Annotated in this window: 16 protein-coding genes and 1 other RNA gene; 8 read left to right on the top strand and 9 right to left on the bottom strand. The window is 41.9% G+C overall.

The genetic code is table 11. The features are described from left to right. The first annotated feature begins 402 nt into the window (after nt 1-402). The 8 genes from iscB to OSCIL6407_RS0107320 all read left to right on the top strand — a co-directional run bounded on the left by iscB (nt 403) and on the right by OSCIL6407_RS0107320 (nt 11,579). Nucleotides 403-1,674 (top strand): RNA-guided endonuclease IscB, encoded by a 1,272-nt coding sequence (gene iscB / locus OSCIL6407_RS0107350; protein WP_007354080.1) that lies wholly within the window; start codon nt 403-405, stop codon nt 1,672-1,674. Between the two features lie 72 nt (nt 1,675-1,746). Further along, nucleotides 1,747-2,973: a 5-(carboxyamino)imidazole ribonucleotide synthase gene (locus tag OSCIL6407_RS0107345; protein ID WP_007354081.1), complete on the top strand. Its 1,227-nt coding sequence runs from the start codon at nt 1,747-1,749 to the stop codon at nt 2,971-2,973. Between the two features lie 49 nt (nt 2,974-3,022). Further along, nucleotides 3,023-3,208: non-coding RNA, 6S RNA (ssrS, locus tag OSCIL6407_RS32370), on the top strand. Between the two features lie 111 nt (nt 3,209-3,319). Continuing rightward, the gene (locus OSCIL6407_RS0107340; RefSeq protein WP_007354082.1) at nt 3,320-3,997 is read left to right on the top strand and encodes a response regulator transcription factor; all 678 of its coding nucleotides are present in this window, start codon (nt 3,320-3,322) and stop codon (nt 3,995-3,997) included. Nucleotides 3,998-4,037: 40 nt separating this feature from the next. After that, nucleotides 4,038-5,867 carry a CHASE2 domain-containing protein gene (locus OSCIL6407_RS0107335; protein ID WP_007354083.1) on the top strand — a complete coding sequence of 610 codons (1,830 nt, stop codon included), beginning with the start codon at nt 4,038-4,040 and terminating at the stop codon, nt 5,865-5,867. Nucleotides 5,868-5,899: 32 nt separating this feature from the next. After that, a complete protein-coding gene (locus OSCIL6407_RS0107330) occupies nt 5,900-6,574 on the top strand; it encodes a DUF928 domain-containing protein (protein ID WP_007354084.1) in 675 nt (224 codons plus the stop codon). A 13-nt stretch (nt 6,575-6,587) separates the two neighbouring features. Continuing rightward, a complete protein-coding gene (locus OSCIL6407_RS0107325) occupies nt 6,588-9,434 on the top strand; it encodes a CHAT domain-containing protein (RefSeq protein WP_019487069.1) in 2,847 nt (948 codons plus the stop codon). A 330-nt stretch (nt 9,435-9,764) separates the two neighbouring features. Further along, complete coding sequence (locus OSCIL6407_RS0107320) at nt 9,765-11,579, top strand: calcium-binding protein (RefSeq protein ID WP_007354086.1); 1,815 nt, start codon at nt 9,765-9,767, stop codon at nt 11,577-11,579. A gap of 78 nt (nt 11,580-11,657) precedes the next feature. Here the strand turns inward: OSCIL6407_RS0107320 and OSCIL6407_RS0107315 are convergent, their stop codons facing one another. The 9 genes from OSCIL6407_RS0107315 to OSCIL6407_RS0107265 all read right to left on the bottom strand — a co-directional run bounded on the left by OSCIL6407_RS0107315 (nt 11,658) and on the right by OSCIL6407_RS0107265 (nt 20,242). Further along, on the bottom strand, nt 11,658-12,617 hold the full coding sequence (locus OSCIL6407_RS0107315; RefSeq protein WP_007354087.1) for a DMT family transporter: 960 nt from the start codon (nt 12,615-12,617) through the stop codon (nt 11,658-11,660). 165 nt (nt 12,618-12,782) lie between these two features. Then, a complete protein-coding gene (locus OSCIL6407_RS0107305; protein ID WP_007354088.1) occupies nt 12,783-14,231 on the bottom strand; it encodes an FAD-binding domain-containing protein in 1,449 nt (482 codons plus the stop codon). A 3-nt stretch (nt 14,232-14,234) separates the two neighbouring features. Further along, a complete protein-coding gene (locus OSCIL6407_RS0107300; protein WP_007354089.1) occupies nt 14,235-15,077 on the bottom strand; it encodes an ADP-ribosylglycohydrolase family protein in 843 nt (280 codons plus the stop codon). A 24-nt stretch (nt 15,078-15,101) separates the two neighbouring features. After that, complete coding sequence (locus OSCIL6407_RS0107295) at nt 15,102-15,650, bottom strand: NUDIX hydrolase (RefSeq protein WP_007354090.1); 549 nt, start codon at nt 15,648-15,650, stop codon at nt 15,102-15,104. A gap of 28 nt (nt 15,651-15,678) precedes the next feature. After that, nucleotides 15,679-16,107, bottom strand: coding sequence for a DUF29 family protein (locus OSCIL6407_RS0107290; protein WP_007354091.1), 429 nt, complete (start codon nt 16,105-16,107; stop codon nt 15,679-15,681). A 28-nt stretch (nt 16,108-16,135) separates the two neighbouring features. Beyond that, nucleotides 16,136-16,555, bottom strand: a complete 420-nt coding sequence (locus OSCIL6407_RS0107285; protein ID WP_007354092.1) for a DUF29 family protein — start codon at nt 16,553-16,555, stop codon at nt 16,136-16,138. Between the two features lie 28 nt (nt 16,556-16,583). Beyond that, a complete protein-coding gene (gene folK, locus OSCIL6407_RS0107280) occupies nt 16,584-17,072 on the bottom strand; it encodes a 2-amino-4-hydroxy-6-hydroxymethyldihydropteridine diphosphokinase (protein ID WP_007354093.1) in 489 nt (162 codons plus the stop codon). 289 nt (nt 17,073-17,361) lie between these two features. Further along, nucleotides 17,362-17,955: a Uma2 family endonuclease gene (locus tag OSCIL6407_RS0107270; RefSeq protein WP_007353541.1), complete on the bottom strand. Its 594-nt coding sequence runs from the start codon at nt 17,953-17,955 to the stop codon at nt 17,362-17,364. A 73-nt stretch (nt 17,956-18,028) separates the two neighbouring features. Beyond that, entirely contained in the window at nt 18,029-20,242 is a 2,214-nt protein-coding gene (locus OSCIL6407_RS0107265) for a phosphoketolase family protein (RefSeq protein WP_007353540.1), read from the bottom strand. Between the last annotated feature and the right edge of the window lie 99 nt (nt 20,243-20,341).

Below are 20,341 nucleotides of genomic sequence, written 5' to 3'. Positions count from 1 at the left end.
GAACGCCGCAGAAAAGTTGTCACTCAGAGTTATAGATAATTGTCGGCGATTGCCCACTGTAGAAGTCCTAGAAGCATTTATTGATGTTTATTTACTTGACTATATATATTGACCATTTTACTATAAAATGAGTATAGGAAGTAGGTTTATAGGTGTCAACGACCCACCACTAATCGGAGTACCCATATAGTGGGGGCTTGCTCATAGCCGAGTTGACCAGTCTAAGTCTTAACTGACTACGTTTAAGGTAAGCGTTAAAGACCTACCAGGGAATGCGAAGCTAGTTCTCTGCTCTAGAACTTAAAAGTTAAACAGGTTTAAGGGTTAAACCAGTGCTTTTGAGATAGTTACCGACCTTAAACATTGACGAAGCTAACATTACCCCGCAAGGGAGGACTGAAAATGTCTAATTTTGTTTTCGTACTTGATACCCAAAAACGACCGCTTAATCCAATACGACCAGGTATGGCTCGTAAATTGCTAACTAATGGCTCATCGGCTGTTTTTAGAAGGTATCCATTTACCATAATCCTCAAAGTGGAGGTAATAACAACCCCAGAACGAATCGCTCTAAAAATAGATCCTGGCAGTAAAACAACTGGTATCGCATTAGTGCAAGGAGAAAAAGTCATCTTTGGTGCAGAATTAACCCATAGAGGTCAGGCAATTAAAGCCAGTCTTGAATCTCGACGCTTACTGCGTAGAGCAAGGCGAAATCGAAATACTCGCTACCGTCAAGCCAGGTTTCTAAACCGAACCCGCCCCAAAGGTTGGTTAGCGCCAAGCTTACAGCACCGCGTTGAAACTACTTTGACCTGGGTGAATAGGCTGATCCGTCTTGCTCCTATTGGTTCAGTTGCCCAAGAACTTGTACGGTTCGATTTACAACAGCTAGAAAACCCTGAAATATCAGGCGTTCAATATCAGCAAGGCACTTTATTTGGGTACGAAGTTCGTGAATATCTTCTTAGCAAATGGGACAGGAAATGCGCTTACTGCGGCGTTGAAAATGTGCCTTTACAAATTGAGCATATTCATCCCAAAGCAAAGGGCGGAACTAACCGGATCTCTAATCTTTGCCTTGCTTGCGAAAAGTGCAATATCAAGAAAGGGACTCAAGATATTGAGCAATTCTTAGCTAAAAAGCCAGAGATTCTAAAACGCATTCTTTCTCAAGCAAAACGTCCACTTAAAGATGCAGCAGCCGTTAATTCAACTCGTTGGGCATTGTTTAATCGACTTAAAGAAACAGGCTTGCCAAGTTCTACTGGCAGTGGTGGCTTGACTAAGTTCAATCGTACTCGATTGAATTTGCCTAAGACTCACTGGCTGGATGCGGCTTGTGTTGGACAAGTTGAATCTTTGGAAGTTTTAACAACTAAACCCCTATTAATTCAAGCCAATGGGCATGGAACCCGCCAAATGTGTCGCACTGACAAGTTTGGATTTCCATCTCGTTATGTTCCCAGGGTTAAATTTGTCAAAGGTTTCCAGACGGGAGATATGGTCAAAGCAGTTGTTACTTCTGGTAAGAAGGTGGGTAAATACGTTGGGCGTGTTGCAGTTAGATCGACGGGTTCATTTAATATTTCTGCATCAGAGTTGGTGTCAGGAATTAGCTACAAATATTGCTCGATTATTCACCGAAAGGATGGTTATTCTTATGCAGCATAAACCTTGCCCCCCTTTTCCTCCCACCACTGACAGCGGTACAGATACAGTGGGGCCCTCCAAGGGGGAAGATCGATGAAAGTCAGTCAAATTGCTACTAATCAATCTCAAGAAATCAAGCGGGTAGGTGTCATCGGCGGCGGACAACTAGCATGGATGATGGCAGATGCAGCCGCAAAATTAGGAGTAAAATTACTAATTCAAACACCGAATGCCACCGATCCAGCGGCAACAGTAGCGGCGGATATTGTGTTAGCATCTATTGATGATGCTCTGGCAACTGCCGAGTTAGCAAATCGTGCTGATGCGATTACTTTTGAGAATGAGTTTATTGACTTAGAAGCGTTATCTACCCTGGAAAAGCAAGGGGTAATCTTTCGACCCAGTTTGTCAGCACTAGCACCTTTATTAGATAAGTATCACCAACGTTGTTATCTGCGAGATTTAGGTTTACCAACTCCGAAGTTTTGGGAGGGGGGAATAATAAATAGAGAAAATAGCAATACAAAAGCAGGAGAAAACCAATTACCAATTACCAATTACCAATTACCAATTCCATTTCCAGTGGTTCTCAAAGCTCGTCGTCACGGTTATGATGGTCAAGGTACGTTTATTGTTAAAGATGAAGCGAGTTTAAACTCAATAATGGCTAAGTTAGGAAATCAGCCATTATTACTTGAAGAATTCGTGCCTTTTGAGCGCGAATTAGCGATAATTGCGGCTCGTTCCGTAACTGGGGAAGTGGCAATTTATCCAATAGTTGAAACTCAGCAGGAAAATCAAGTTTGTCGGCGGGTTATTGCTCCCGCTGATGTGAGTTTAGAAGTAGCAAAACAAGCGGAAGCGATCGCACACTCTCTCCTCAATAGTTTACAAGCAGTGGGTATCTTTGGTATTGAATTATTTTTAACTAAGGATGACAAAGTGTTAGTCAATGAAATTGCACCCCGCACTCACAATTCTGGACACTTCACCATCGACGCTTGCGAAACTTCCCAGTTTGAACAACATTTACGAGCAGTTTGTCAACTCCCTTTAGGTAATACTTCCCTTAATTGCGACGGTGCGATTATGGTAAACCTACTGGGGTATGAAAACGCGCAATCTGACTATTTAACCAAGCGAGAAAAACTGGCACAAATTACTGGTGCTTATGTGCATTGGTATGGTAAGAGTGAATCGCGTCCCGGTAGGAAATTGGGTCATGTTACAGTTGTATGGGATGCGCGATCGCATGGGAATCGGCAAGATGAGGCGATGGCGATCGCTCAAACCATTGAATCCATCTGGTATGCAAGTTAAGTTAATTTAAGCTTGCCAAAATCTGATAATTCTGTATAATAAGAATACAGGTTTGCTACGACGTTGGTGACTGCCGATAATGTTTTTTTGATCTATAACTCTAAACATTACGGGAGCCTATTTGTTTCGTCAGCAGTATACCGGGCTTGTACCCGGAAACTTTAAGACTGAGCTGAGGTGCCCACCTGGTTTAACCAGGTCAAAAGCTGAGGTAAGACGGCGTTGTGGTGAACCTTATTTTAACGTCATTCTAACATCATTTTGATAGTTCGATCGCGCCCAATATTGCCTTTATGCAATATCCCTTGAGTGCGATCGCATTTTTGTAGGCGTAACGGTGGGATTAATGAGCCAAGATTTACCAGCACCTACCAAGCTAAAATTTGTTGTAATTGATGACCATGAATTACTCCTAGATGGAACGCTTAACCTGCTAAGACGGCATTATCCACAAAGCGAAATCCTCACAGTACAAACAGCGCAGATGGCTATCGAGCAAGTGGAGAAAGCCAAACCAGACCTTGTGGTTATGGATCTTTCTATTCCAGAAAAAACAGGAGAATCTGCTAAAATTGATACAGGTATTCAACTGCTTAGGATTCTATTCAAGAACTATCCTACCCTCAATCTGATAGTGCAAAGCACCTATATTAAAGCTTTAGTCAGGATTAAACCTAATATTGATGCTCATAAAGGGGGCTTCGCCGTCGCTGATAAAAGTCTTTCTAGTCAGGAAATGTTAAACCGCGTGGATTGGGCACTACAGGGATTGACTCATACTAAAGATATTAAAGCAATACAAAGTGGATTAGAAGTTAAACCAGAATGGCTAACTTTACTGACTTTAGCATTTGAAGAAGGATTGCAAGATAAGGCGATCGCGAAACGAATGTATGTATCTGAACGGATGGTGCGTCACTACTGGACTAAAGTGCAAGACGTTCTGGGAATTTATCCTGAACAAGAGAAGAATATCCGCATTCAAACTGAAATGCGAGCTAGAGAAGAAGGATTAATAGATTAGTCAATTGACAATTAGAAAATGGCAAAAATTTAAAGTTGAAATGGCTAAATGGCTCGTAGATACAGTGCCAGCAATAGTCATAATTCTACTCGTAATTTTAGCTCGATTCAGCGGTTCTCTGCAATATTTAGAATGGCAATTTTTAGATAACTTTCTTCGCCTACGTCCTGAAGAAACCCTTGATGAAAAAATTGTTATTATTGGTATTAATGAAGCAGATATTAAAAGTGCAGGCAACTATCCCCTCCCGGATCGAGAGTTGGCAGAATTGCTGAAAATATTACATACATACCAACCTAGATTAATTGGTATTGATATTATCAGAGATTTACCAGTTGCACCTGGTCATGCTGAATTAGTAGCTACATTTAAGAAAATTAAAAACATAATTGCAATTGAAAAAGTATTGCCAGAGTCAATCGATCCGCCACCAACATTGTCACCTGAACAAATTGGTTTTGCTGATGCGATATTAGATGCAGATAACCATCTTAGGTGTAGCTTACTTTCAACGCCAACTGCGAAGGGTTATAAATTTTCTTTGTCTCTACGTCTAGCAGCAGCTTATTTAGCCAGTGAAGGCATTACCCTAGAAAATGGAATAAAAGATCCAGAATCAATGAGGTTTGGTGATACTGAACTACCTCGCTTTTTACCAAATTCTGGGGGATATGTAAGTGCTGATGCTGGTGGAGTACAAATATTAATCAATTTTCGCAGCGGTCGAGAACGATTTCGGACTTTGACTCTTAATGATATTAAAACAGGCAAATTTAATCCTAATTGGTTGCGCGATCGCATTGCCCTCATTGGCATGACTGCCCCTAGTACCAAAGATATCATCAATACATCTGCTATTCCATCACAAAATCCTGGCTCTGGTCAAGTTTACGGCGTAGAAATTCAAGCTCATGCTATTAGCCAAATCATTAGTGCAGTCAAAGAAAAACGTCCTCTTTTGCAAACATGGTCAGATGCTTGGGAATACTTGTGGATATTTGCATGGGGAACGATCGGGATTAGTTCTAGTTGCTTGATTCAGTCTCCTTTAAAGAATCTTTTGAATATTAGTGCCGCCAGCCTGGTACTAATTGGAGTTAGCTACTTATCTATAATTTGGGGATGGTGGATACCAGTAGTACCAGCCCTATTCGTCTTATTTTTAAATGGTATTGGTCTAGCTGCTTTTTATCAATATGACCGAAATTTGAAGTCACAAATTAAACAGCGTCAACAGATTATAGAACGCACCTTTGATACAATTCACAATGGCCCATTACAAACTCTTGCTCAACTTATGAGAAAAGCAAGAGAACAAAATTTACCATCCAATCAACTGAGATCGGAACTAGAACATCTCAACCAAGAATTACGTGCGGTCTATGAGTTGATGAAGCGGGAAACCTTAATTCAAAGGGAGAGCTTCTATTTAGGACAAGATATAGAAATAGACTTGCAAGCACCAATCCATGAAATCCTCTATGAAGTTTATACTAAAACCTTAGAGCGAAACTTCCCTTGCTTTAAAACTCTTAAGATCAAAGTCCGTACTTTTGACCCCCTCGACGCGGAACACTTAACTATTGAGCAAAAGCGGGGATTGTGTAGATTTTTAGAAGAAGCTTTGTGTAACGTAGGTAAATATGCCACAGGGGTAACTCGCTTGAATGTCACTTGTACTTGTCAACAAGGGTCTCACATACTTAGGATTACAGATAATGGGAAAGGTGTAGACTCTGTATCAGAAGGCAGAGGAACACAGCAATCTAGAGATTTAGCTCGACAATTGAAAGGAAAATTTACGCGATCGCCTTTACCTACTCAAGGTACTCTGTGTGAATTAACTTGGCCTATACCCAAAAAAAGGTGATGAAAATTTTAATAAAAACAGTATCATAAATTATGATAAAAACTTACATCGTTTGCCAGCTAGCTACTATCTGTATCGCTAGCTTGTTCTTAGCATCAACAACCATCGCTCTCGCTGAATATAAGCCTCCTAGCGGTCAGCGTCCGCCAAGTGGTCGGACAACAACTACAGGTGGTAGAGGTGGATGTGAAAGTAACCCAGAAACATCTTTAAAGCTACTAGCTCCTCAAAAGCACGTTGGACAAACCGCTTCTACTCGTCCTACCTTTGCTTGGTTTGTCTTCAACTCCCAACCCTTACCGATGGAATTTAGGCTGTATAAATATGATGCTAACGACGAACCCCAACTGCAACAGCAATTTCAGATGCAAAGTCAGTATGGAATTATGACTCTATCCCTACCTGAAAACAAACCTGGTCTTGACGTAGGTAAGAGGTATTTATGGCAAATAGTAATCTTATGTCAACCCGATCGACCAGCTAATGATTTAGTTACAATGGCAGAAATAGATGTAGTTACAATGCCTGCACAAGTCCGTTTTGTTCGCGATGCTCGTGCCAATGTAGATATTTTGGCGGAAGCAGGTTTATGGTATGACGCACTAGGCGAAGCTCTGCGATTAGGAGAAAAAGATATTATTTATGGATTATTGAAAAATCTTACTTTAGTAGAAATAACAGAACCAGCCAATACATCAATTCCTTAATAAATGGTTCAATATGAAAACTTTACAGCTTGGGTTAAGTGTATTTTTTAGCATTTTCTTGTTGTCTAGCTCAATGTTGGCTACTCCTCAACAATCAGTAATAACTCAAGCTAATACCGATCGCCTCGCAGCAGAGAAAGCTGTGGCAGAAGCAGAGAAACTAACACAGGAAGGACAAGGAACAGCCGTATCGAAACGACTGGCAATTGAGAAATATTTAGAAGCACTTCAAATTTACAAAAACTTACCAGCTAGTGAAGCTTCAGCACGTGAGGTTCGTTTACAGTTAGCGGCAATTCTAAAAAAGATTGGGAGACTTTACCAGTCTTTAGGGGAGGCAGAACAAGCTTTAGTCTACTACAATCAAGCAGTACCAATTTTTGCAGAATTAGGTGAAGTTCTTTTACAGGCTAGAACTTTGCACGATTTAGGAATGCTTTACAACGTATTTGGAGAAAGGCAAAAAGTTTTAGATTATTTAGAGGCAGCACAGCGACTTTATCAGCAAGTAGGGGATACGGCTGGAGTTGGATTAACTTTCTCTAATATGGGCTGGATTCACTATTTCTTTTTAGGTGCTAGACAAAAAGGAATAGAATTATACGAACAGGCGTTAAAGGTTTATCAAAAAGCAGGCGATCGCAGGGGTGAATCTGTCACTTTATCCCTATTAGCTTGGGCTTATTATGGGTTAGGAAATAATGAACAAGCTCTGAATTACTATAAGCAAGCAATAGAAGTTGCAAGGCAAGTCGGCTATAAATCTGGAGAAGCTCGTGCTTCTATCTATATTAGTCAAGTTTATGAAGCTTTGGGCAAAAAACAACAAGCGCTAGATGCACTAATGACAGCGGAAAAGCTTTATCAAGAATTAGGAAATAGTTTGGAGTTAGCTAGAGTTTATCGTCATTTGGGGGAAGTTTATTGGGAATTTGAAGAGCTACAAAAAGCATTAAGATTTTACGAAAAATCAGTGTCGATATATAGAGAGTTGGGGGAACGAATTGATGAAGGTATTGTGCTGTCCGAGATGGGTCGGCTTTACAATTCAATGGACAAGCCTCAACAGGCTTTAGATACTTTAAATCAATCATTATCAGTCACAAAAGCAACGCGCGATCGCTATGGTGAAGCTGATAACCTTTATGAAATTGCTCGAATTGAGGGCGCGCAAAATAATCTTGCAGAATCTTTAATTAAAATGGAAAGTTCTATTAAAATTACTGAGGATTTGCGAACTAGCGTTTCTAGTCAAAATCTCCGCACATCTTTCTTTTCTATGAGGGAAGATAGATACGAATTTTATATCGATCTATTAATGAAATTGCATAAAAATAATCCATCAGCAGGGTATGATGCTAAAGCGCTTCACGCCAGCGAACGTTCCCGCGCTCGCAGTCTTTTAGAATTACTTGCTGAAGCTAAAGCAGATATTCGTAGTAGTGCTAACACAGAGTTGCTGGAACGAGAAAGCGCGATCGGCAAGCAAATTAATGAACTAGAAAAACGTCAAGTTGAACTGTTAGATAGCCAGCCTACGCCCGAACAAATAACCGCTTTAGAAACAGAACTTTTTAAACTTTATCAACAATATGAAGAAATCAAAGCCGAGATTAAAGCTACAAGTCCTAGTTATGCGGCTATTACTCAACCACAACCTCTAACTTTATCAGAAATTCAATCAACTTTACTTGATGAAAATACCATACTTTTAGAATACTCATTGGGAGAAGAACGGAGCTATCTTTGGGCAGTTACAAAAACAAGTATTAACAGTTATGAGTTACCTAAACAGGCAGATATTGAAAAAGCTGTGCAACGTTTTCAGCAAGAAGAATTAGTACCAATCAGAATGCGCCCTGCCCAGGGTGTTTTAGCTGTAGATATTCTCAGTCAAATTTTGCTGAAACCTGTTGCTAAACAACTAGAAAATAAAAGATTAGCGATCGTTGCTGATGGAAGATTACAAACCATACCTTTTAGTGCTTTAGTAATTCCCAGAGAATCTCAAACTCAAAATACTTTTGTGCCATTGATGATGCAGCATGAAATTGTTAATTTACCTTCAGCATCCACATTAGCTGTATTAAGAAATCAAGTCAGAGGGCGGCAACTTGCACCTAAGACTATAGCGGTACTTGCCGATCCGGTATTTGGTAAAAACGATGGACGGCTCGATCGCAATACAGTTAATTCAAATAATGATATCATACCCAATTTAGAAAATCTGCCAATTACACAAGTAGAATTAAAAGATGCTCTCCGAGACGCAGGCATAAAACTAACACGACTTTCAGGAACCCGCATCGAAGCTGAGGCAATTATGGCTTTAGTTCCTGAAGCAGAAAGAATCCAATTTTTAGATTTTCAGGCTAATAAAACCAGTGCAATTAACCCAAATTTAGCTCAATATCGCATTATTCATTTTGCTACGCACGGTATTCTTAATACTGCGCGTCCAGAATTATCAGGAATTGTCATGTCCTTAGTAGATGAACAAGGAATACCGCAGAATGGTTTTTTGCGACTGAGCGATATTTTTAATCTACATTTACCCGCAGAGTTAGTTGTTTTGAGTGCGTGTCAAACAGGTCAAGGTCAGGAAGTTAAAGGTGAAGGAATTATTGGACTAACGCGGGGGTTTATGTATGCAGGTGCGGCGCGAGTGCTGGTGAGTTTGTGGAAGGTTGACGACCAAGCAACAGCAGAGTTAATGAAGCGATTTTATCGGGGAATGTTGCAGGAAAAGTTAACGCCTGCGGCGGCTTTGAGACAAGCACAGGTGGAGATGTCGCAGATACCACAATGGAGTTCACCTTATTATTGGGCGGCTTTTGTACTTCAGGGTGAGTGGCTGTAAGTATATAGTTTTGTGAAGCGATCGCTTCACTTTTCTGAAATCTAAGTTGCAGTTTTCGGTAATGACTGCTTAAGGACATCTATCGTAACTTTAAATAGTAGGAAAGAGAGCTTATACAACTAGCATCTAGTTCCAGATTTCAGCATAGCTGCACGACGGGTGATTCGCGCAGAAACTGTAGCAATATCTTTACTGCTGTAGGTCAGCTTGTCTATTTATAGTTGCCTGCAAATTGATAGACAAATTACTGCAATTTTCAACAGTATCGATGCTGGGTTATGGCAATTGAAACATCATTCTGTTCTAACTTTAATTTTGAGGTCAACTCCAATGGCAAATACTGATACAAAAACTGCTCAACTCGATAAAGATGACATTATTTTTCCAGCTCCCAGTTTCGGCTTCACGCGGGCTGATGAATATGACTTAAATACATCTGCGATCGGGCAACCTGTCACGCTTTCTCTTACGGCTACAGATCCAACGAAATATGACACTTTCCTAGAAGTTATAAATGCCGAGACGGGTCAGATCATTGCTGATTCAGACGATACTGATAATGTCAATTTCAACTCAGTGATTGCACCCGGTCAGCCTAACGACGGTCCTGGTCCTGGTGACAATCCGAGCACTCCTGGTTCTTTCACAATTGCCGGCGGCATTAAGTACAAAGTTCGCGTTACCAGCTATGACCCATTGCCCGCCGAGCCACCTGCTCATCCTTACAATTTACAGGTCAGCATTCCTGTGGGCGATGTTAGTTTAGTTCCGAGAGGTAGCAACTTCAGCGGTACTCCTCTAACGGGAACCCCTGCCGTTACATTAACTGGTAAATTGGAGGGCAGCAAAGACTTTACTTTTCCCGTTCCCACTGACAACACCAAAAGCACACTTGCTGATGAATTTCTAGTAACTACCTCCTTGGTGGGCCAACCTCTCAACATTGCTCTAAGCAGCACCACAGGTGGCTTTGACCCTTATGTGGAAGTCGTCAACGCTGATGATGGCAATGTTCTTGCCGGGGATGATAACGGCGGCGGCGGTTTGAACGCGCAGCTTACTGGAGTCCCGCGCCAAGCAAATACTAACTACAGAATCCGCGTCACTAGCAACACTGCATTCACAGTTCCCTCTGCTGATTACAGCCTACAGGTCAGCGTTCCCCAAGGTACCGTCACGTTGATTCCCCGGAGTGGCGACACCCCCGTTCCCGTACCAACTCCGTCACCAATTCAAGTTCCAACGCCGTCACCAACTCCGACAACGGGAACTCCGTCACCAACTCCGGCACCAATTCCAACTCCGTCACCAATTCCAACCGGAACTCCGTCACCAACTCCAATTCCAACCCCATCACCAACTCCAACGGGAACTCCGACACCAACTCCAACGGGAACTCTCGGTACGCCTGTAGCGATCGCGGCACCTGCAATCAATGCCCCCGCCCCAGGCAATCCTACTGGACAACCAGCAAACACTGTTAACGGTCAGTTTTACAACTTATCAGACAATAGTGACAATATTTTGCTGTCATCACTTCCCCCTGCTGCTGCGGGCAAACAAATATTGGCGCTATCTGGCAGCGACAATATTACCGGGACAGAAGGCATTGATAACATTAACGGAATGCAAGGAGCCGATACAATCGACGGAGGGGCAGGAAGCGACAGTTTGTCCGGTGGTAAAGAGTCGGATCAGATTGACGGCGGTGCTGGCGATGACCAGATATTCGGCAGTAATGACAACGATACTCTCACTGGAGCAGATGGCAATGACAATATCCGGGGCGGTAAAGAAAATGATGTCCTCAATGGCGGTAACGGCGACGACTTGCTGGGTGGCGATCGCGGTCAAGACATCCTCACGGGTGGCAATGGACGCGATACATTTATCTTAGCTGGAGGGCAAGCGGCGGCAGCCCGCTTAGCAGATGCAGATGTGATTGTAGACTTTACTGCTGGGGACAGAATTGGTCTAACTGACGGCAATACATTTGGCAGCCTCACCTTTGAAGCTGTAAGCTTGAATCTGAATGGAGGAGCTGCTGTCAGTGCTACGGCTATTAAACTCGGCACCAACTATTTAGGTATCGTTCAAGGGGCTGCTACAAGCGATTTAACTGCAAATACTTTTGTTGTACTGTAGTTTCTGTAGCTTGGGCTTTGTGAAGCCTAAGTGAATGGAATGGGTGCATCTCACTTAATGACTAAAAACGAAGAAACTCTAATTCTGAACAGGTTCTTCCAATTCGCTTTGTAACATATCGTTAGTTGTTTGACTCATAATCGCTAGATACAATCCTAAAAGCACGATCGTAAAGCCAATCCAACTCGAAAAACCGAGCTTTTCTGAGAAAATAATCCAAGCCAACATCCCTGCAAAAACAGGTTCGAGTAGATGAACTAAAGCGACAACCACTGACGATAAAGTGTCAAGACTAAAGGTTAATAATCCATGCCCTAAACCTTGACAAATGCAGGCTAAAGCGAGAATCATCAACCAAGTATTAAACGAGTGAGGAAAAGCCGGACTTTGAGTTAACAGCAGTACAGGTAAACTTACAAACGCCCCAATACCACAAATCCACATTTGCATCGTCACAGGAGATAGCTGAGTACGAATCTGTTCCATAATCATCAGATATCCTGACAAAAACACCGCCGATAGAAGAGCCGCAAAATCTCCCTGCACCCTAATTGCATCAATTTGCATTTCCTGCCATCCAATCGCTCCCACTCCCACGATTGCAATCATCATACCCAATACAAATTTACGCTCAAATGTCTTGCCTAAAAACCACCATGCTCCCAAGCTGGTGAAAATAGGTGCAAGGTTGTGAAGTAAAGTAGCAATTGCAATACTTGTCTGGGATTGTGCCCAAAAAACCGCAGCAAGAGCTGCCAGCCAGAGGACTCCTGCTATCACTAACATCCCCAGAGTTTTAGCTGTATATAACTCTGATTCCACTGTTTCTTTAGGAGAAAGACGCTGAAATGCAGTAATACCACCATTGCACAAGCCAAATACAATCGCCGATATAAGTAAGCGATTAGAGGCAATGGCGTATGAACTAAGTTCGTAACGGCTAAACTTAACAAAAGTAGCCGCAAGGGAGATAGCAAATACGCCGATTAGCAAGGCAACAAAGGCGATTACAGGTTTATTTGATTCAGTTAACTGCACAATCAGAAAATCTCATTAAAAACGTCAGGATATTAATTCAGAGGCAATCGCTTCAGCAAAGGTAAATTTTTCCTCTACTTTTTGCAACATTCTAGGGATTGGTATCTCTAGCATTACCAATCGAGTTGGCATGAATTTACATATTGTACACCAAAAATCAAGAATTTACTCAACTATTTTTTGTTGCTTATAAAGTTCCTTAAACCTTCGCTGCTGCTGATTATGATCCACAATCGGCTCAGGATAGCCAATGCTGCGCCGCTCTATCGGCGTGATTTTCCCAGCTAGCAAAGAAGCTGTATCTATCCAACGCAATTCTGGAACCCATTTCCGGATATATTCACTTTTTGGATCGAATTTTTGCCCTTGGGTAAATGGATTGAAAATTCGCAGGGGCTTCGGGTCCATGCCACTAGATGCACTCCACTGCCATCCTCCATTATTAGCAGAAAGGTCGCCATCAATTAAGTTCTGCATAAAGTATTTTTCGCCCCACTGCCAGTTAATAATTAAATCTTTGGTCAAGAAACTAGCAACTATCATCCGACAGCGGTTGTGCATCCACCCAGTTTGATTCATTTGACGCATAGCAGCATCAATAATTGGATAGCCTGTTTTCCCTTCACACCAAGCTTGGAAAAGTTCTTGATTGTTATCCCAAGGAAAGTCTTTAAACGCCTCTCGATAAGCACCATTAGCTAATTCTGGGAAGTTATACATGGCGTGTTGATAAAATTCTCGCCAAGCGAGTTCCTGTTGCCAAGTCTGGATATTTATCCGCGCTGCTTCAGTATGGCATTTTTCCATAACTGTAACAGTAGCTTGCCAAACAGTACGGATACCAATTGCTCCAAACTTAAGAGCCGCACTGAGTTGAGATGTGCCGTCAAGCGCCGGAAAGTTGCGCTGTTTATCATAGTCGTAGATGGCACGATCGCAAAAATCATCTAACTTTTCTTGTGCTCCATCTTCCCCTGGTTCTATAATTAAAGGAGCATTCCAAACAAATCCTAATTCTTTCGCACTTGGCAATCTAATTGTACCAGATAACTTAGCTATTTCTTGTTCTTTTGCGGTTAATCCTGTTAACTGTTCCAGAGACATAATCGGCAATGTATCAACAGGTTCTGCTTTGGGTTTGCTAACCCAATTTTTCCAAAATGGAGTATAAACTGTGTACTTTGTACCCATGCCAGTACGAATTTCATCTGGCGCGTGCAGTAGTTGATCCCAAAAGTTTTCAACCTTAATTCCTGCTTGTTTAAGTGCGTTTGAAACAGCATCATCGCGCTCTCTTGAATATGGCTCAACATCTAAATTCCAGAATACAGCCTTTGCCTGCAAAGCTATTGCTAATTTTGGTATTCCTTGGGTAGGTTCAGCTTGAAGTATCAATAATTGACTGCCAGCTTCGAGATAGCGACGTTGAAGTTCCTGCAAGCATCCAATCATGTAAGCTACTCTGGCTGGTGCCACATCATCGCGCTGTAAAATATTGAAATCTAGGCAAAAAATCCCAACTACTTTTTGACTTAAATGACGTGCTGCTGCTAATCCGATATTATCAGAAATTCGCAAGTCACGCCGATGCCAAAATAGAATTAAATCAGACATCCTTTATTGCTCCACTAAACTCATCAATTGCCGCTCTAGTTCGATAATATAATCTTTACCATAGGAGAAATTTTCTAAGTTTTCTATCAGATGTTCGGGAATGTCTTGGGCAATTTCTTGGCTGCATGAACCTGCTGCTAAGGCAATAGCAGCTACAGTATCTACATCTCCAGAAAAGGCAATACAATCTTTAAGGAGTTCGCTCATGCTATCATTTCGCATGACCGCAGTAATCGCGGCTCGGACGCAGATTAAACCTTTTGTTTTAACTTCTCCTTCCCAAGGTTTTGACCATTCACCAGATACGTGAGTTTCCAGAAACTTTCCTAAATCTACCTTTGAACCTAGCCTATAGATAAAGTAATGCGACATTAAAGCTGCGGCTCTAGCTGCATTAATTCCATCTGGAGTATTGTGAGTAATTGCAGCTTGAATGGTTGTAGCTTCGATCACTTTTTCTACAGTAGGAAATATGCCAATGGGAGCGGCCCGCATCGCCGCACCACTTTTATCGCTAGTGGAGTAAATTCTGGCTAAGAAATCCTTTCCGTCTTGAACTTCCAGTAAAAAATTGTAAAATTTACTGGCATAACCCACTCTGCGATCGCGATTAAAAGCGACAATAAATTTACTAGCTAAAACTTCCGGTGTCCAAGGTTCTTTACCGACGATAGTTTCAGCAATTGCTAAACTCATCTGGGTATCATCTGTGTAGCATCCCGGTTGGATATTGTGACGGGGATGCTGTATGTAGCTGCTGAGATTATTGTAGGATTCAATTATCTGCTGGTCAGCAAATTCAAAGCCAGCGCCGTAAGCATCGCCAATCGCTAATTCTAGCAGCATATATTTAATAAAACCTCTAGGTTTTTAGTTCAAAAATGGGCGAGCCAGGAAAAAGCTAGAAATTGATTTAGCATCGACGGGTTCACCTGCTAAAATGGCAGCTTCTAATTCTTGAGGCGTGAATAAAACGACTTCTATATCCTCATCATCATCCTGTTCTGGCGGTTTTTCCAGTAGTTCTAAATCTTGTGCTAAAAAGGCATAAATAATTTCATCTGAATAACCAGGAGCGAGAAAAAATTGCCCTAATTTTTGCCATTTATGAGCGCGATATCCCGTTTCTTCTTCTATTTCGCGCTTGATAGTTTCTGCGGGATCTTCATTAGGTTCAATCGTACCTGCTGGGAATTCTAAAATCCTCCCTTGAGTTGCAAATCGATATTGTCGCAATAAGACAAGTTTGCCTTCAGGGGTGACGGGTACTGCTAAAGCGCCTCCTGGGTGGCGAATACATTCCCATTCGCCTTCGGAACCATTGGGGAGCCGGAGGCGATTGACATCAAAGCTAAATTTGCGACCTTGATAAAATAGCCGTTGTTTGATAATTTGTGGTAGTTCTTCAACAATTTTCATGGAAATTTTTAATGGTGATTGTTTAATTTTAACTCTCTGGTGATATTAAAGCCAAGGCCCGATCGATAATTTCTTCTCGGTTAACCATCGCTGCCAATTCTTCCGGCTCATATTGTCCTTCTCTTACTTCTCCTGACGCATCATCAATTGCTCTTGAGTATGTCACTTCTAGAATTGAGCGTAATTCTAGTATTGGCAGGTAATAACCTGCTGCTTTTGGTCGCTTATTAAGTTCTTGAATTTCCCAAGTACAGTTACGAATCGATCGATCCCAAGAGCGAGTCGTGCGATTTTCAGCTTGTTGCTTTATTAAGTGTAGCAGCAAAATTTTGGCATAGCTACGAATGTTATTAATTATGTCTTTTCTGCTCATCTCTTCGAGTTCATCGACTATGACTAATGCTGCTGGAATATCGCCTTGCAATAGTAGGTCTTTGAGCATTAGCAATTCTTCCATAATTAGTACCTCAAGTATTGGGTAATATCTACGATATTAAAGCCAAGGCTCGATCGATAATTTCTTCTCGGTTGACCATTACTTCCAATTCTTCCGCCTCATATTGTCCTTCTCTTACTTCCAATGATGCAGCATCAATTGCCATTATGTAAGCAACTTCTAAAATAGAGCGCAATTCTTCTGGCATTAAATAATACCCCCCTGCTTTACGACGCTTATTTTTTTCCTGAATTTCGCGAACACTATTGCGAATTGAAATATCCCAAGAGCGCGTAGTACGATGTTCTGCCTGCTGTTTAATTAAGTGTAGCAGCAGAATCTTGGCATAGCTACGAATGTTATTAATTTTGTCGTCTCGGCTCATTTCTTCAAGTTCATCGACTATGACTAATGCCGCTGGAATATCGCCTTGCAACAGTAAGTCTTTGAGCATTAGCAATTCTTCCATAACTAATACCTCAAGTATTGGGTAATATCTACGATATTAATTTTCGTACTTCTGAACAGTCTACACTATTTACCAGTTGTGCGATCGTACTTCCCGTTACTGGATGCACCCAATCGGGAGCAATTTCTGCCAAAGGTACTAATACAAACGCTCTTTCTATCATCCCAGGGTGAGGCAGCACCAGTGGCGGAGTTTCTAGTATTAGATTATCGTATAATAGTAAATCGAGGTCTAGGGTTCTTGGGCCCCATTTTTCGCGGCGTTGACGACCAAATTTAGCTTCAATTTCCAATAGAGTTGCTAGTAATTCTTGCGCTTCTAACTCAACTTCGAGTATTGCACAGGCGTTAATATAATCAGGCTGTGGGGGCCCTACTGCTGCGGTTTGATAGCAGCTTGAGTACGATTTTACGCTAATTCCTGGGGTTTTATCCAGAGTTTTGATGGCTGATTTAATGGTAGCGAGGGAGTCTCCCAGGTTGCTACCGAGTGCGATGGCTGTTTTAATTAATATCATCCTATTTAATAATTACAGTTCTAAGTAGAAGGAAGAAGGAAGAAGGAAGAAGGAAGAAGGAAGAAAATTTTAGTTATCTAAGAGAGAAGGAAGAATGTTTATACAGTCAGCTTTTTAGCCATCCCGATCTTATATTTAATTAAGTGGATTTACTTACCTGTAGCGAAACCTACAACTTTAGTAGTGATGACAATTAAAGCTGAAGTTGAAAATCTATCTTCATCCGCAATTCGGCTAGAATTTTGTAGGATTATTAGATTCATTTACCTACTCCCACTTAACGTCATTACTAATGCCGAATTCCCTTGATAAACTCATTCCTCGCCTCAATTCTTGAAGGCATTAAAACACAACGCACCAACAAATCTAAATCCAACTCCGGTAAAAACTCACTTCTTGAAATTTGCTCATAATCATCACCTCGAAGTCGGTAGACAGAAAGCTGATTATTTTCCCAAAACCAGACTTCAGTAATTCTCAATCGCTTGTACTTTAACAATTTTGTTAAATCACCGCTGGTAATTATTACTTCAAGAGTTAAATCGGGATGCTCTTTCTTTCCTCCTATATAATAAGACTCATCTGGCTCAAATGAGACCTCTTTTGCTTTATCTCTGCGAGTTGCACTTCCTACGGGGATAAATTCAATTCCCTGCTCAAAAAAATAAAGTGCTATAAATATAGTTAAAAGACTCTTGATAGTTTCATGTTGTTCTCCAAGTGTCATAAACTCTATAAACCCATCTAAATAAGTGATTCGCAATCCCGGCGTATCCGCCATTAAAAGTTCGATCGCCTCAAATTGTTCCCAAGTATAATAACTGGGGAGAACCAATCGCTGGTCTGTAAGCGTACCTATTTCTTCTAAAAGTTGTGTTGTCATAGTTATAGCCTATTTGAATCTGGCTAACCCCACCTAGTAAAAACTAGGCAGGGGTATTTACTCACATTATAACTTAATCAGCTAACTCAATAGCGCGTTTTTTCAACGCCTCAGCAGTCAACCCATTAAAGGCCATCAATTGTCCTGCTGTTGCGGTAGTTTCTCCCCGTTTCCAGGCGAAAGTATCACGCTTGCTATTACTCCGTAACATAATTGGTTCCAACATCCCCGATGCACCACCAATTACGCCAATTAACGCATCACCGTCAAACATTTTCTCAAAGTCCGCATCGCTGATAAAACCGCCATCGGGTTCCGAACAAGTATCCCAAGCAACATCAGCAGAACGGTACAAACGCCGAGGATTAATTATAGAAATAATCCGAGAACCGATACCTTCTTTTTCTAAAGCTGCTGCTGCTTCAAATACAGGAATTAGTGTCATATCGCCGATCGCGGCAAATACAACGGTCTTCTTCCCGGCAATTTCTTGCAGTACAACGCCACCTTTTTCTAAACCTTGTTTTGTCTGTTCAAAGGTGGTACGAATTGGCAAGGGTGACTTACTGGCAGTAATCACAATTCCCTTATTCTTAGCTGTTAAAGCCCAATCATAACAGACTTGAATGCTGTTAGCATCCGGGGGAAACAAAGGAAATACATTGCCATTCCGCATCATGGCGGCAAAATAAGCTTCAATCTCTGGACGTTGGTGCGTCCAACCATTACGACCTTGTTCTAATGCACCGGCAGTAAATAAGGTAATAGTAGCCGGAGTTGGTCGCCGTAATTCTGCCATTGCTTGGGTGACTGTTTGCCAAATTGGTAAGCCATTAATGGCGAAAGATTCGTAAGAACACCACAAACTACGCGCTCCCATTAGCGATAAGCCAACGGCTAAACCTGCACAAGCATCTTCACTCAATGGTTCGTAAACTTGACCGTTTGGTGATTGATTGTATAAGTCATCTGTGGTAGGATGAATAATCTTCAAGGCTTGGTTAATGTTGGCAATTCCTGATGCTTCATTGCCATCTGCATTGGTAACAATAAAAGTGCGATCGCGTTCTCCGACTTTACCAACTAAGCGCCCCATTGCGGTTGTGGAAACCTTGGCTTCACCGCCAACGGTATACTCTTCTAAAGGCAATTCTCCTAAATCTGCTAAGGGTAATTGAAATTCAGTAACAGCAGTTTTAGCAGCAGGGCCGCCGCCAGCACGTTCGCAGTTTGTCCGTACTAATTCCCAAGCTTCTACAGATAAAGCACGACCTTTCAAAGCATCAATAATATGCTGACTCTCCAGCGTATCTTTGGGATAAAGATTGTGCGATTTCGCACCCCGTGCGTGAACGCCTGCGCCTTTCAATTGTTTGATGATAAATACAGTCAATTTACCACCCAAGGCTGATTTTGCAGCTTTATCGACAGCCTCTAAAACAGCCTGGGTAAAGGCCAGCCGTTGTGCGATTGAAAAAGCAGTGCTGTCAATATAATCTCCCGCTTGATTCTTGTCGTCAAACTCCTTAGCATCAACTAAGATGACTTCTTCAAAACCATTTCCTTGCCAATAAGCAATCATTTCGGCATTAGTTTTAGTCGAAACCATGCTATGATGTTCCTGAGAAAAACCGTTCCAAACTAATACGGGTAAAAAGTTGGTAACGCTAGGATAAGCAGTGTGAAAATGTGCCATACTGCTCATAGGATAAGGTTCCCCCATCCCACCATCTCCCATTGTGAAAGGAAACAGTTTATCGCGGTGTAAAAGTGCAGCAGCCATAGCAAAATGTTGCCCTTGACCGAGGGGGCCAGCAGGTGCTAAAATGCCAGGAATATAACCGGAAAGATGGCCTAATAGTCCGTGCTGTTCGCGAAAGCGATCGCGCAATTGTTGCACAGTTTCAATGCCCATATCCTCCAAAGAGCGATCGAGAAACATGGCACTGTAAAATCCTGGCGCGTGATGCCCTACTTCCGTTAGAATGTTTTTGTGGCCCAGCATGACTAAAGCTGCATAAGCCTCCGCTTGGCTAGCAAAACCCCCCGGATGACCAGAAGCTTTACTTCCCGTGACTTGCAGTGTCAAGTAGCGCAAAGCATCGGCAGCAAGTAAAGTTTGAAAGACGGCGGCGGGATCGGTAGCATCCGCGATCGCACCAGCACCCTCCGCGATCGCAGGAGTTTTCCCATAAGTCTCAAAACCCGGCACAGCCTCACCAAAATACTGGATACCTTCGCAAAAAGCGGGAGTTGTTGACGTTGCCTTCGGAGTAGTTGCAGTCATTCCTTAATACCTTAAAATTTGGGATGAAATCAATTTAAAATTAATTCTATAACTTGATTGTTACAAAAAAATCATCATTAAAGAAGGGGCTAGGGGCTA

The organism is Kamptonema formosum PCC 6407, from assembly GCF_000332155.1.
Lineage (GTDB): Bacteria > Cyanobacteriota > Cyanobacteriia > Cyanobacteriales > Microcoleaceae > Kamptonema > Kamptonema formosum.
The sequence above is the reverse complement of the archived record's forward strand: the minus strand, read 5'-3'. Positions and strand labels throughout refer to the sequence as shown.

Bases quoted from the DNA above. Each gene is read 5' to 3' on its own strand.
- iscB (WP_007354080.1), top strand. From the start codon at position 403: ATGTCTAATTTTGTTTTCGTACTTGATACCCAAAAACGACCGCTTAAT.
- OSCIL6407_RS0107345 (WP_007354081.1), top strand. From the start codon at position 1,747: ATGAAAGTCAGTCAAATTGCTACTAATCAATCTCAAGAAATCAAGCGG.
- OSCIL6407_RS0107340 (WP_007354082.1), top strand. From the start codon at position 3,320: ATGAGCCAAGATTTACCAGCACCTACCAAGCTAAAATTTGTTGTAATT.
- OSCIL6407_RS0107335 (WP_007354083.1), top strand. From the start codon at position 4,038: ATGGCTAAATGGCTCGTAGATACAGTGCCAGCAATAGTCATAATTCTA.
- OSCIL6407_RS0107330 (WP_007354084.1), top strand. From the start codon at position 5,900: ATGATAAAAACTTACATCGTTTGCCAGCTAGCTACTATCTGTATCGCT.
- OSCIL6407_RS0107325 (WP_019487069.1), top strand. From the start codon at position 6,588: ATGAAAACTTTACAGCTTGGGTTAAGTGTATTTTTTAGCATTTTCTTG.
- OSCIL6407_RS0107320 (WP_007354086.1), top strand. From the start codon at position 9,765: ATGGCAAATACTGATACAAAAACTGCTCAACTCGATAAAGATGACATT.
- OSCIL6407_RS0107305 (WP_007354088.1), bottom strand. From the start codon at position 14,231: ATGTCTGATTTAATTCTATTTTGGCATCGGCGTGACTTGCGAATTTCT.
- OSCIL6407_RS0107300 (WP_007354089.1), bottom strand. From the start codon at position 15,077: ATGCTGCTAGAATTAGCGATTGGCGATGCTTACGGCGCTGGCTTTGAA.
- OSCIL6407_RS0107295 (WP_007354090.1), bottom strand. From the start codon at position 15,650: ATGAAAATTGTTGAAGAACTACCACAAATTATCAAACAACGGCTATTT.
- OSCIL6407_RS0107290 (WP_007354091.1), bottom strand. From the start codon at position 16,107: ATGGAAGAATTGCTAATGCTCAAAGACCTACTATTGCAAGGCGATATT.
- OSCIL6407_RS0107285 (WP_007354092.1), bottom strand. From the start codon at position 16,555: ATGGAAGAATTGCTAATGCTCAAAGACTTACTGTTGCAAGGCGATATT.
- folK (WP_007354093.1), bottom strand. From the start codon at position 17,072: ATGATATTAATTAAAACAGCCATCGCACTCGGTAGCAACCTGGGAGAC.
- OSCIL6407_RS0107270 (WP_007353541.1), bottom strand. From the start codon at position 17,955: ATGACAACACAACTTTTAGAAGAAATAGGTACGCTTACAGACCAGCGA.
- OSCIL6407_RS0107265 (WP_007353540.1), bottom strand. From the start codon at position 20,242: ATGACTGCAACTACTCCGAAGGCAACGTCAACAACTCCCGCTTTTTGC.